The 12,684-nt window shown below is 68.3% G+C and carries 12 protein-coding genes; 4 read left to right on the top strand and 8 right to left on the bottom strand.

All coding sequences use genetic code 11. The features are described from left to right. Positions 1–42: 42 nt before the first annotated feature. Genes AABF56_RS32590 through AABF56_RS32555 form a run of 8 tightly spaced genes read right to left on the bottom strand, consistent with a single transcriptional unit; the run spans position 43 to position 9,008 of the window. The gene (locus AABF56_RS32590; RefSeq protein WP_272808811.1) at positions 43–918 is read right to left on the bottom strand and encodes an N-formylglutamate amidohydrolase; all 876 of its coding nucleotides are present in this window, start codon (positions 916–918) and stop codon (positions 43–45) included. Further along, on the bottom strand, positions 915–1,601 hold the full coding sequence (locus AABF56_RS32585; protein WP_244769030.1) for an RraA family protein: 687 nt from the start codon (positions 1,599–1,601) through the stop codon (positions 915–917). The genes AABF56_RS32590 and AABF56_RS32585 overlap by 4 nt, the downstream gene beginning before the upstream one ends. Then, positions 1,594–2,457, bottom strand: coding sequence for a creatininase family protein (locus AABF56_RS32580; RefSeq protein ID WP_272808810.1), 864 nt, complete (start codon positions 2,455–2,457; stop codon positions 1,594–1,596). Before AABF56_RS32580 ends, AABF56_RS32585 begins: the two co-directional genes overlap by 8 nt. Next, positions 2,450–4,018, bottom strand: a complete 1,569-nt coding sequence (locus AABF56_RS32575) for a serine hydrolase domain-containing protein (RefSeq protein ID WP_272808809.1) — start codon at positions 4,016–4,018, stop codon at positions 2,450–2,452. The genes AABF56_RS32580 and AABF56_RS32575 overlap by 8 nt, the downstream gene beginning before the upstream one ends. Continuing rightward, positions 4,015–5,676 carry an ABC transporter ATP-binding protein gene (locus AABF56_RS32570; RefSeq protein ID WP_272808808.1) on the bottom strand — a complete coding sequence of 554 codons (1,662 nt, stop codon included), beginning with the start codon at positions 5,674–5,676 and terminating at the stop codon, positions 4,015–4,017. Before AABF56_RS32570 ends, AABF56_RS32575 begins: the two co-directional genes overlap by 4 nt. Positions 5,677–5,680: 4 nt before the next feature. Further along, the gene (locus AABF56_RS32565; protein WP_272808807.1) at positions 5,681–6,496 is read right to left on the bottom strand and encodes an ABC transporter permease; all 816 of its coding nucleotides are present in this window, start codon (positions 6,494–6,496) and stop codon (positions 5,681–5,683) included. Beyond that, the gene (locus tag AABF56_RS32560; protein ID WP_244769025.1) at positions 6,493–7,437 is read right to left on the bottom strand and encodes an ABC transporter permease; all 945 of its coding nucleotides are present in this window, start codon (positions 7,435–7,437) and stop codon (positions 6,493–6,495) included. Before AABF56_RS32560 ends, AABF56_RS32565 begins: the two co-directional genes overlap by 4 nt. Before the next feature lie 20 nt (positions 7,438–7,457). Further along, complete coding sequence (locus AABF56_RS32555; RefSeq protein WP_272808806.1) at positions 7,458–9,008, bottom strand: ABC transporter substrate-binding protein; 1,551 nt, start codon at positions 9,006–9,008, stop codon at positions 7,458–7,460. A 175-nt stretch (positions 9,009–9,183) separates the two neighbouring features. Between AABF56_RS32555 and AABF56_RS32550 the strand changes: the two genes are divergently transcribed. The 4 genes from AABF56_RS32550 (at position 9,184) to AABF56_RS32535 (ending at position 12,619) form a co-directional block, all read left to right on the top strand. Then, positions 9,184–9,954 carry an aldolase/citrate lyase family protein gene (locus AABF56_RS32550; protein ID WP_272808805.1) on the top strand — a complete coding sequence of 257 codons (771 nt, stop codon included), beginning with the start codon at positions 9,184–9,186 and terminating at the stop codon, positions 9,952–9,954. Between the two features lie 87 nt (positions 9,955–10,041). After that, the gene (locus AABF56_RS32545) at positions 10,042–10,938 is read left to right on the top strand and encodes a LysR family transcriptional regulator (RefSeq protein WP_272808804.1); all 897 of its coding nucleotides are present in this window, start codon (positions 10,042–10,044) and stop codon (positions 10,936–10,938) included. Between the two features lie 104 nt (positions 10,939–11,042). After that, positions 11,043–11,846, top strand: coding sequence for a carbon-nitrogen hydrolase family protein (locus AABF56_RS32540; protein WP_272808803.1), 804 nt, complete (start codon positions 11,043–11,045; stop codon positions 11,844–11,846). Between the two features lie 110 nt (positions 11,847–11,956). Beyond that, a complete protein-coding gene (locus tag AABF56_RS32535; RefSeq protein ID WP_272808802.1) occupies positions 11,957–12,619 on the top strand; it encodes an RraA family protein in 663 nt (220 codons plus the stop codon). Positions 12,620–12,684 lie beyond the last annotated feature (65 nt).

Raw genomic sequence — 12,684 nt, 5'->3', positions numbered from 1 at the left:
TCTGGTCTGGTGTCGGCACGGCTGGTCCTTCCTTTTCATGCATCATTGCGTGCTGGCATAGCGGGCGAGCACGCGGTTCATGCGCGCCAGCACCCGTTTCAGGTCGGCGTAGCCGGCCGTGCGCTCGCGCGTCGCCTCGTCCATGTAGAGCCGGCGGTTGATCTCGAACTGCACGCTGTGGCGGCCATGCGCCGGGTTGGAATAGGCGGTGACGAGCTCGGCGCCGCGGAACGGCCTGTTGAGCGTGACCTCCAGCCCTTCGGCCCGCAGCGTCTCGGCGATCAGCGCGACGAACTCCGCCGACGCCGCGGCGCCGTTCAGGTCGCCGAGGCAGATATCGGCGCGCAGCGTGCCGGCCGGATCGGAGGAAATGGCATGGCCGACCGCCGTCATCGAATGGCAGTTGAGGTGGTAGACGCGCCCGAAGCGGGCATAGACCGCGTTCAGCAGCGCCGCGAGGTGGCGGTGGTAGGGCTGCCAGTAGGTCCGGATGCGGTCCTCCGCCTCCGCGACGCTGATCGGCGCGGCATGCATCGGCTCGTTGCCCCAGGCATAGCGCCACATCAGGCCCATGCCGCGCCGGGCGGTCGGGCTTTCGCGCACCGGATGCGGCCAGGGACCGGCGAGGATCTCGGTGTCCATGTCGAGCAGCGCGCGGTTGACGTCGAGAAAGCTGCGCGGGAAATGCGCCTTGAGCAGCGGCGCGCCGAGATCGGGCGCGGTGTCGAACAGGTCGTCGACATGCGTGTCGGCCGCCACCCGCACCCGCTCCGCCGAAACGGCGGGCCGGAAACCGGCAGGCATGTCGAGCCCGCTGTGCGGGCTGTCGAAGACCATGGGCACCAGCGGCCCGCGGGGAGCGACGACCGACAAAACGCCGTCGATCGTCAGGTCGGAAATGGCGTCGAGCATGGTCATGGTCCGTTCCTTTCGTCGAGGCGCGCCTTCACCTTCTCGTTCGCGCGGGTTATGTCGCCCAGCCGCTCGCCGTCCAGCAGCCGCTCCATGGTGCGGGCGACGCGCGCCTCGCGGGCGATGCAGGCGGCGGCGATCCCGTCCGCCTCGTCGGCCGGCAGCACGACGACGCCGGAGGCATCGCCCAGCACGATGTCGCCCGGCAGCACCGGCACGCCGCCGCAGGCGACCGGCCGGTTGAAGGTTCCGCCGAGATCGAGCTGGCGCGTGGTGACGGCGGAAACGCCGCGGCACCAGACCGGCAGGCCCTCGGCACGGATTTCCGCCACATCGGTGCAGGGGCCGTCGATCACCACGCCGGCAATGCCCGCCAGCCGCGCCGCCCGCGCCACCACGCCGCCGAGGCAGGCATGGCGGGTGTCGCCGAGACGATCGATCACCAGCATGTCGCCGGGCCTGAGGTGGCTCAGCGCGTGGTGAAGCAGGGTGGAGCACAGGGCCGGCAGCGCCAGCGTGACGGCGACGCCCGCCCGCGCCCTCTGGCCGGGATCGACCGGGCGGATGTCACCGTCGAGGAAGCCGGTATAGCGCAGGTGGCCGACGCTGGCGGTCTCGATCCTCTCCAGCGCGCCGAGAAGCGCGGGCGATGCCGGGGCGGGCATCGGTTCGATGCGGAATTCAGGCACGGTTTTCTCCTTCTCCAGCCGCCGCGGACGGCGGGATGACGGCCTTGCGCGGGTCGAAGGCCATGAGGTGGCGCATGAGCCGGGCGGTGTGGCCGACGATATGCTCGCTGATCGCCCGGCCCTTCTGCGCGCTCGCCCTGGAGGCGAGGCCTCCCAGCATGCCGTTCGCATCGACCTCGGTGCAATCGAGCGGCACCTGCAGGGGCAATCCCTCGAAGCGGCTGGCGGAGACGCCGCCGACGGGCAGGCCGAAAACCGTGCCGCGCGGGCCGGGATCGCAGATCCGCTCCGGCCGGACAAGCCCGGGGAAGAGATGCAGATAGGCGGAGGTCATCGGCTCGCCGCCATGGCCGCGCACCCGGGCGGCCTCGCTCCCCCAGAGCGCCGTCCACAGGCTGTCCGGAATGATCTGCCAGATGTTGAGCGAGGGGATGAGCACGCCGCGCTCGCGGCGGATCCTGCGGCAGACCTGGTCGATCAGCGGCGCATTGGCGGTATGGCCGTTGAAGATCAGCAGCCTCTCCTGGGCATGGTCGAGAAAGGAGGTGAGGATATCCTCCAGCACGCGGCGGAAAGTGTCGGCGCGCAGCTGGATGCCGCCCGGAACGGCGCGGAAGAAATCAGCATGGCCGAACGGCAGGGTCGGCGCGCAGAGGCCGCCGCCGGCCCGGGCGCTTCGTTCCGCAAGCTGCTCGGTGAGCTGGAAATCGCCCATCGGCGCATGCGGCCCCTGCTCTTCCTGCGAGGCGAGCGGGATGAGGATGACGGCGGGCCGCTTCATCCGCTCGGCGAAGGCCGTATGGCTCATCCGGGCGATCGCCACGGGCTCGCCTCCGGCACCGTTCTCCTCAGCCATCCTCCCTCTCCCTTTCCCGTTCCATCGCGATCGTCGGTCGGCCGGTCAGCTCCGGCAGGACCCGCTCGGCGGAGTTGACGTTGACGCCCCGCGTCAGGCGCAGGGCGCCATCGCGGACGTGGAGCCGCACCGTGTCGCGGAAGGCCGTCTTAAGGAAGATCCAGTCCATCTCCAGGATGCGCTCGCCCGGCGCCCCGTCGAGCCAGCGGGCGCAGGCCAGCACCGTCAGCCCCTCCGCCGGCTGGTAGGAATGGTGCAGCCGGCCGCCGGGCATGGTCGTGACCGTTTCGAGGAAGCGGCCGAAGCCGGCAAGCACGTCATGGCTGCCCGCGGCATCGCGCAGCGTGAAGCGAACGGCGTTTGCCTCCTCGGTGATGGAGATCGCTTCCACGCCCTGGTCGTTCGGCGCGATGCGCCAGCTGCGGCGCGGCGCCTCCCCCGGCGCGCGCCGGCGCGCCATGCCGGGGCGGGTCTTCAGCCGGAGGCCGGCAAGGCGGGCCTCCAGCGCCTCTGCGCCCGGCCGCCCGGAAACGCCGGCGCCGAGCGCCGGCCGCAGCCCGTCATAGATCAGCGTGTGGACGCGCCGGTCGCTGTCTTCCAGGCCGCCGGTGAAGGCGACGACGGCCTTCTCGGCGGGCAGGACGATGCAATATTGCCCGAACAGGCCATTGGCGGAGAAGCTGCCATGCGGCCCGCGCCACCATTGGTAACCGTAGCCCTCGCGCCGGCTCGCCGGCACCCCGTCGCCCGCCTCGTCCGGCCCGAGATAGTGATCGCCGGTGAAGACGCCGAGGACCACGTCACGGACCTGCATGCCGGTCGCCTGGCGCACCCAATCCTCCGGCAGGAGCTGCCGGCCCTGCCACAGGCCGCCCTGCAGATGCAGGATGCCGAGCTTCAGCATGTCCTGCGTGGTGCAGCTGAGGCCGTTGCCGCCGGTGTTGACGCCGTCCGTGCCGATATCCCAGGTGATCACCTCCGACATGCCCATGGGGCGGAAGATGCGCTCGCCGAGATAATCGTGGATCGTCCGGCCCGCGACCTGCTGCACGATGGCCGAGAGCATGTAGCTCGCCGCGCTGTCGTAGACGAACACCTCCCCCGGCGCGTGGGGCGTCGGCTGGCGGAGGAAATCCTCGATCCAGCTGGAGGCGAGCCGGCGCCAGGCGCCGCCGGAAATGCCGCGCGCATGGCCGCTGGTCATGGTGAGGAGGTGGCGCACCCGCATGGCGCGGAGGTTGTCGCCGACCGGCCCGGCATAGGCCGGGAAGAAGCCCAGCACCGCATCGTCCACCGAAAGCAGGCCGTCGGCGACCGCCAGCCCGACGGCCATGGAGGTGAAGCTCTTGGTCACCGAATGCATCATGTGCGGGCGGTCGGCGGCATAGGGCGCCCAGTAGGCATCGGCGATCAGCGCGCCGTCCTGCCAGACGAGCAGGCTGTGCAGCTCGATGTCCTGCCGCTCGACATCGTCGAGAAGGGCGTCGAGGACCGCGGGATCGGTACCGCGCGACTGCGGCGTGGCGCGGGGCAGGTCCTGGTTCATGTGGGTGTTCTTCATTGCAATGCTGCCGCCGGTGCGCCGGCCTCCGCCGCGAAACGCCAGTTCAGGGAGACGCCGGTCTCGGTGCGGATCAGGGTGGGGATGGCCGAAAGCAGGGCGCGGGTATAGGCGGACCGCGGCGCGTCGAAGACGGCATCGCGGCTGCCCTCCTCGACGATCGCGCCGTCCCGCATCACCACCACCCGGTCGGCAAGCTGCTCCACCACGCCGAGATCGTGGCTGATGAACAGGCAGGAGAAACCGTAGCGGCGCTGGAGATCGGCGATGAGTTCGAGCACCTTCGCCCGGACGGTGACGTCGAGCGCCGAGACCGCCTCGTCGGCGATGACGAAGCGCGGCCGGCCGATGACGGCGCGGGCGATCGCCACGCGCTGCCGCTGGCCGCCGGACAGTTCATGCGGATACCGGTCGAGATACCGGCCGTCGAGCCCCACCTCCTCCAGGATGGCGCGCACGCGCTCCGCCTTGCCGGCCGCCGTCGTTTCGCGCTCGTGGCGCAGCGCCTCCCCCACCAGGTCGGCGATCTTCATGCGCGGATCGAGCGAGCCGAACGGGTCCTGGAAGATCATCTGGCAATTCAGCCGGTAGGTCCGCCAGGCGGCCGAGCCCGGCCTTATTTCCTCGCCGCCAAAGAGGATGCGGCCGGCGGAGGCCGGCACGAGCCCGGCGATGCAGCGGCCGAGCGTCGTCTTGCCGGAGCCGGACGCGCCGACCAGCGCGACGATCTCCCCCGGGCGAACGGCGAGATCGACCCCGTGCAGCGCCTTCTTCACGGCCTTGCGGGCGAGAAGGCCCGCATTCACGCGATACTCGACCGCAAGCCCCCGGACCTCCACGACCGGCTCAAGCGTCGGCGCGATGGCGCGCGCGGGTCCGCGCACGGGCATGGAGTGCAGCAGTTCGCGGGTATAGGCGTGCTTCGGGCGGGAGATGATCTCCTCCACCGGTCCCTGCTCGACGATCTCGCCCTGGCGCATGACGATGATGCGGTCGCAATAGCGCGCCACCATCGGCAGGTCGTGGCTGATCATCAGCAGGGCCGTGCTCTCGCCGCGCACCATTTCCAGCATCAGTTCCAGCACTTCCCGCTGCACCAGCGCGTCGAGCGCGGTGGTCGGCTCGTCGGCGATCAGCAGCGACGGCCTGAGCAGCATGGCCGACGCCAGCATGATGCGCTGGCGCATGCCGCCGGAGAACTGGTGGGGAAAGGCCGTGAGCGCCCCTTCGGGATCGTGGATGCCGACCCGGCGGAGAATGTCGAGGATGCGGCCGCGCCGCGCCGCCGCGTTCAAGCGCGTGTGCAGCCGCAGCGGCTCCTCCAGCTGCCTGCCGATGGTCATGGAGGGGTTGAGCGAGGTCATCGGCTCCTGGAACACCATGCCGAGGCGGGCGCCCCGCAGGGCGCGCAGTTCCCTTGCCGAAAGCGACCGGAGCGACCGGCCCTCGAAGCGGATGTCGCCGCCGGAAACGGCGATGGCGGGCGGCTGCAGGCCCATGAGGCTGCGGGCCACCATGGTCTTTCCGGAGCCGGATTCCCCGACGATGCCGACGATTTCCCCCGCGCCGATGCGGAAGGAGACGTCGCGGACGATCGACTGGCCGGCAAGGCTCACCCGCAGGCTGAGGCCGTCCACCTCGACGAGAGGCTGGTTCATGGCGTTACAATCCTCTCATGCGGGGGTCGAAGCGGTCGCGGATGGCATCGCCGGCAAGATTGATGCCGAGGAGCGAGAGCGAAATGCACAGGCCGGGAAAGATGCCGAGCCACATGGCCTCGGCGATGTGCGGGCGGGCGCTGGCCAGCATGTTGCCCCAGGTGGGCGCCGGCGGCGGCACGCCGAGGCCGAGGAAGCTGAGGGCGCTTTCGGTGAGCAGCACGGAGCCGAACATCGAGGTGGCGAGCACGATGACCGGCGCCAGGCTGTTGGGCAGGATATGGCGGACCATCGTATAGGCCGCCGAATTGCCCATGATGCGCGAGGCCTCGATGAACTCCCGCTCGCGCAGCGACAGGACCGAACCGCGCACCACCCGCACCATGGACGGCGTATAGGCCATGCCGAGCGCCAGGATGATGCCGTACATGTTGGCGCCGGTGATCGACAGCAGTGCCAGCGCCAGGAGCATGCTCGGGAAGGCGAGCAGCGCGTCGTTGAGCGCCATGATGACGCGGTCGGTCCAGCCGCGGGCATATCCCGCCACCACGCCGAGCGTGACGCCGGCCAGCACCGCGAAGAGCACGGTGACGAGGCTGATCGAAACGCTGGTGCCGGCCGCGGCCATGAGGCGCGAGAGCACGTCGCGGCCGAACTCGTCCGTGCCGAGCCAGTGCGCCGCGCCCGGCGCCTGCAACTTGCCGCGCAGCTCGATCCGCATCGGATCGAACGGCGTCCAGAACAGACCGACGAGGGCGGCACCGAGGAAACCGCCGAGAAGCACGCCCCCGAGGATACGATTTTGCCGATGGCGTTTCATTCCGCGGTCACCCGTGGGTCGAAGAGGGGATAGAGGAGGTCGACCAGAAGGTTGACCAGGAGATAGGTGAACGCGACGAACAGCAGGCAGCCCTGGACCACCGCATAGTCGCGGGCATAGATCGCATCGACGATCAGCCGCCCGAGCCCGGGTATGGTGAAGACGGTCTCGACGACGGCGACGCCGCCGAGCAGGTTGCCGAGGATGAGGCCGATCAGCGTCCAGGTCGGGCCGAAGGCGTTGCGCGCGGCATGGCGCAGCAGCACGGCGCTTTCGCTGAGGCCCTTCGCCCGCGCATGGGTGATGTAGTCGAGCCGCAGCACATCCAGCGTCGAGGCCCGCGCCATGCGCACGATGATGCCGGCTTCGTGCAGGACCAGCGTCAGCACCGGCATGATCAGGTAGACCAGCCCGGCAGCGGCATTGTCGGCGATCGAGACATAGCCGAGCACCGGCAGCCAGCCGAGCTTGAGGCCGAGGGCGAGCAGGATCATCAGCCCCAGCCAGAAGGTGGGGACGGACAGGAGCAGCGTCGACAGGGCGACGATCGCAAGGTCGAGGCCGCTGTTCTGCCGCCATGCGGCGATCATGCCGAGCGGCACGGCGATGAGAACGGCAAGGCCGACCGCGATCAGCACCATCTGGGCGCTGGTGGCGAAGCGCTGCAGCACGAGGTCCAGCACCGGCTGGCCGTTCAGCACCGAGCGGCCGAGGTCGCCCTGCACGACATTGCCGAGCCAGAGCGCGAACTGGACCGGGATGGGCCTGTCGAGACCCATGGCGCTGCGGGCCTCGGCCAGCATGTCCGCATCGGCGAGGTCGCCGAGCATGAGGCTGGCCGGATCGCCCGGGATGAGCCGGACGAGGCCGAACACCGCGACGGAGACGATGAACAGGGTGGGGATTGCCGACAGCAATCGGGAAAACGCGAATTTCAACATGGTTCGATCCGGCAGCCGCGCTATTCGCTGTGGCTGACACCCCAGAAGCGGGCAAAGCCCTGCCAGGTGCGGTAGCCCTTGACCCTGGGGCCGGAGACGCCGACATCGAGGCCGTTGGCCAGCATCACCAGCGGCACCTGGTCAAGGAAGCGGGCATGCAGGTCGTCGAAGATCGCCTGCCGCTTGGCCGGGTCGGCCTCCTGCAGCGCGGCATTCACCCGTTCGCCGACCGCCGGATCGTCCCACACGGCATTGGCATTCTTCGCCTTCGAGCCGACGACGGTCTGGAAGGCGAGCGCCGGGTCGCTGCGGTTGGAATAGTTGAAGGCCATGATCTGGTATTTGCCGCTGTTGAAGCGGTCGAGCTGGCTTGCCCATTCGAGCACCTCGATCTCGGCATTGATGCCGGCCGCCTGCAGCATGGCCTGGGCGATGACGGCCGTGTCGTAGTTGATCGCCGAGCGCCGGTTGGTGAGGATGTTGATCGTCTCGCCCTTGTATCCCGCCTCTTGCAGGAGGGCGGGCACCGCGGAGGGATCATGGGTGTAGCCCTTGTCCTGCGCCGCCGTGTGGTAGCGCGAGGCGGAGGCGACGAGCGAATTGTTCGGCACGCCGAGGCCGTAGGTCACGGACTCCACGATCTGCGGCGTATCGAGGGCCGCGACGACGGCCCGGCGCATCGCGACGTTCGACATCAGCGGGTCGGTGGTCTGGAACAGCATGGTGACGAGGCCGCCATGCGGCGCGGCGACGACGGTGAAGTCCTTGTCGTCCATCAGCTTCGCGGCCTCGCTCGGCGGCAGGTAGGGCAAGACGTCCAGCGCGCCGCTGCGCAGGCCCGCGACGGCCGTCGCCGTATCGGGCACCACGACATATTTCACCTCGTCGACCAGCACCTCCTTGCGCCCGCCGTAGCCGTCCGGCTTGTCGCCGGTGATCGCGTAGTCGGCGAACTTCGTCAGCACAAGCCCCTCGCTGCGCTTCCATGTGCCGAAGACGAAGGGACCGGTGGCGATCGGCGCCTTCCAGGTCCCGTCCGGATTGAAGGAATCACGATGGACGATGGCCGTCGAGCCGCATTGCGCCTGCGCCATGTATTTCAGCAGCATGGCATCGGGCCGGTCGAGGGTGATGACGACCGTCTTCGCATCGGGCGCCGTGATGCTCTCCACCTTCGCGTCGCGGCTGCCGTCGAAGAAGGCCTTGCAGCTGTATTCCGGGTCGCGCAGCAGCTTTTCGAGGCTCCACCGCACGTCGTCGGCCGTCATCGTCGCGCCGTTGTGGAATTTGACGCCCTCGCGCAGCGAGAACGTATAGGTCCTGCCGTCCTCCGACACGGTCCAGCCGCTCGCCAGCATGGGGCGGATCTCGCCGTCCTCGCCGGCCGCAACCAGCCCCTCCACCACGTTGAGCAGGACGGAATCGGTGCCCGCATCGCGGTTTATGCCCGGCTGCGAGCTGCGGATGTCGGCCGTGATCTGCACCGTCAGGGTGTTGGCGGCGGCAAGGCCGGGCACGGCGAAGGAGGCCGAGGAAAGGAAGGCGCAGAGGAGGGACCGTGAGAGTGACATAAGTTCGCCCTTGTGTTTTATGATATTGCAAAAAACATTTCATATGGGAAAATCATAGTCAAGCGTGTTTCTGTGTGTATTATGAAAACATATCATCCCGACCCGCCGCAAGCAGCGCGACCGTCCGTCCGCCGCCGTTGCGCCCGGCGTTTCCCGCAACCGAAAAGGAGAGAGCATGCCGACACATCCGAGCCACAAGAGCGCCGTCTGGCTGTCGGGCCCGAACATTGCGGCCGGCGAGATGGCCGCCGCCATCGGCTATACGTCGGCGGTCCTCGACATCGAGCATGGCAGCTTCGACCTGGAGGCGCTCGACCGGTTCATCCCGGTGCTCAAGGGGCTGGGCCTGGAGGTCCTGGCCAAGGTCCTCGGCCCGGAGCGGGGGCCTATCCAGCAGGCGCTGGATTTTGGGGCCGACGCGGTCGTCATCCCGCATATCGTCGATGCCCGGCATGCCGCGGAAACCTGCCGCTTCGCCAAGTTTCCCCCGCGCGGCGACCGCAGTTTCGCGGGCGGGCGCACCGTGGCCTATGGCAGCCCCGACGACCAATGGTTTCCCGACCAGGACATCCGCACGCGATGCTATCCGATGATCGAGCATGCGGGCGCACTTCGCGACATCGCCGCGATCCTTGCCCTCGACACCGTCGACGGGGTCTTCGTCGGCCCGAGCGACCTGTCGCTCAGGCGCGGCCGGGCCTCCTACAAGCGCAGCGAGGCCGATTTCGACGACCTGCGGACCATCGCGGCGGCCGCCCGGCGGGCCGGCAAGCACTGGCTGCTGCCGGCCTGGAGCGACGCGGAGAAACGCTTCGCCCTGGAAAACGGCGCGCACACGCTTGCCCTGACGATGGAACACGGCGCGCTGATGCTGGGATTGAAGAGCGCCTGGCTTGCGACGGCCGCGCTGGCCGGCCGGCAGGAGGGCGCCGCGGACCACGCGTAGCCGCGACATCCGCCCCGTCCCAAAGCCGTAGAAATCGCCCGTCGTCGCGTATATCGAAGGAAGACGAATTCCTGAGATGGACGGGCAATGAACCTGCGCTTCGTCGAGACATTTGTGTGGGTCGCCCGGCTCGGAAGCTTCCGCGCCGCGGCCGACCGGCTGAACGCCACCCAGGCCGCGGTCTCCAACCGCATCGCCAGCCTGGAGGCGGAGATGGGCTGCGAGCTCTTCGAGCGGGTGCCGGGCGGCGTCCGGCTGTCGGCCGTCGGCCAGCGCGCCATGCAGCCCGCCGAGGAGCTGCTGAAGGCGGCCACCAGCTTCAAGATGGCGGTCGGCAGCCCGCAGCACCTGCGCGCCACCGTGTCGATCGGCACCATCGATTCCATCGTGCATGCCTGGCTGCCGAATTTCATCGAGCGGGTGAAGGAACGCTTTCCCGCGCTCGGCCTCGACCTCAACGTGGACACGTCGCTGGCGATCGGCCGCGACATCAGCGACAGGCGGCTCGATCTCGCGCTGCTGATGGGGCCGGTTCTCACCCCCGGCCTCAAGAACATCGACCTCGGCACGATGGAATGCGCCTGGGTCGCCACCCCCGCCTTCCGGCTCGGCGGCCGGGAGCTGCGCCTGCAGGACCTGTCCGCCTATCCCGTGCTCACCTTCTCGCGCAACAGCGTGCCGCATATCTGGCTGCTGCGGCAGTTCGAGGAGCTGGGCGTCCAGCCGCCGGTCATTTCCAATTCCAACTCGCTTTCCGCCATGCTGCGGCTCGCCCGGGACGGCATCGGCATCGCGCTGCTGCCGGTGCCCATGGTGGCGCCGATGATCGCCGACGGCACGCTGGAGGCGCTCGCGATCACACCGCGCTTCCCGGCCCTGAAGTTGCACGCCGTCTATGCCGACGATCCGGAAAACCTAATCCCGTCAATCCTTTCGGTGATCGCCCGGGAGGCCTCGCTCGACACGACGGGCATCACCGCCTAACGTTTTCGCCACAAGTTTTTTCTATCGGGAACGACAATTCTTTATCGTTTGTCATTCCCGTCGCAAGGCCCGACGATGCCTCCACTGAGACTTGGAGGACTTCGATGAAGATCAGTGTTGTGCAAATGAATTCCGGTTCCGACAAAGCCAAGAACCTCGACGACGCCGAGCGCATGGTGCGCGACGTGGTGGCCGGGGAGAAGCCGGACCTCGTCGTGCTGCCGGAATATTTCGCCTTTCTCGGCGAGGGACGCGACGCCGTGCACGGCAGCGGCGAAAGCTTCCCGGACGGCAGCACCTACCAGCGCTTCGCCGCGCTTGCCAAGGAACTCGGCGTGACGCTGCATTGCGGCTCGATGGTCGAGAAGGCCGGCAACAACCACTACAACGCCTCGGTCGTCTTCGGCCCGGAAGGCAAGGAAATCGCGAAATACCGCAAGATCCACCTCTTCGACGTGGACACGCCCGGCGGCGTCTCCTACCGCGAATCCGACACGATCGGCCGCGGCGAGGACGTGGTGACCTACAAGGTCGGCGACACGACCGTCGGCTGCGCCATCTGCTACGACATCCGCTTCCCCGAACTCTTCCGGGCCCTGCGCGACAAGGGCGCCGACGTCATCGTGCTTCCCGCCGCCTTCACGCTGATGACCGGCAAGGACCATTGGGAAGTGCTCGCCCGGGCCCGCGCCATCGAGACGCAGACCTATTTCGTCGCCGTCGGCCAGGCCGGCGCCCATGCGGACGGCAAGAAATGGTGCTGGGGCCATTCCATGGTCATCGACCCCTGGGGTCACATGGTCGCGCAGTGCTCGGACGGCGTCGGCGCCGCCACGGCCAGGATCGACCTCAGCCGCATCGGCGCCGTGCGCCGCGACGTGCCGGTCGCCCAACACCACGTCCTCTAGGACATCCCGGCCCTTTTGGCCGGAAAATCTATCTCTTTGTTTTGCGCAGTTCCAGACGCAGAAGTGTTACCGCATTTTTGCCGGAACTGCCTTATGGAGCAATTCCTGTCATGTTCGTCGTCAATCCCATGCCGCAGCAGATCGCCCCGGCCCTCATCAAGAAGATGGAACAGGTCGAGACCGCCACGGTCGGCCATTTCCTGCATTCCGGCTTCATGAGCCGCGAGCTTCGCGCCGTGCTGCCCGAAAAGCGCATCGCCGGCACCGCGGTCACCGTGCGCCTGCCCCATGCCGACTCGACCATCCTGCACTATCTGACCAAGCTGGTGCGGCCGGGCGACTTCATCGTCGTCGACCGCTGCGGCGACGACAAGCATGCCTGCTGGGGCGGCGTCGTGACCCATTCGATGAAGCTCGGCGGCATCGTCGGCGCGGTCATCGACGGTCCGGCCACGGACTTTTCCGAGATCCGTCGCGTCGACCTGCCGATGTGGTGCCGCGGCCCCTCGCCGATCACCACGAAGATCCTCGGCCTCGAAGGGGCGATCAACGTGCCCGTCTCGGTGGGCGGCCAGACGGTGAACCCGGGCGACGCCATCATCGCCGACGAGAGCGGCGTCCTGGTGCTCGACCCTTCCAAGGCCGAATGGGCCGCGGACAAGGCGCTCGGCATGCAGGAAAGCGAGCTCGTGCTGCTCGAGCGGCTGCGCAACGGCGAGAAGCTGCCCGACATTTCCGGCGCCACGAAAATCGTGGAAGCCTCGGCCGCCTGAAGCGGCTCAATACGATAAAGCAAACGGGAACAATCGGTTCAAGAGCGGAGGAAAACTCATGACCG

Origin of the sequence: Shinella sp. WSC3-e (genome assembly GCF_945994535.1) — a bacterium.
GTDB classification, from domain to species: Bacteria; Pseudomonadota; Alphaproteobacteria; order Rhizobiales; family Rhizobiaceae; genus Shinella; species Shinella yambaruensis.
The sequence above is the reverse complement of the archived record's forward strand: the minus strand, read 5'-3'. Positions and strand labels throughout refer to the sequence as shown.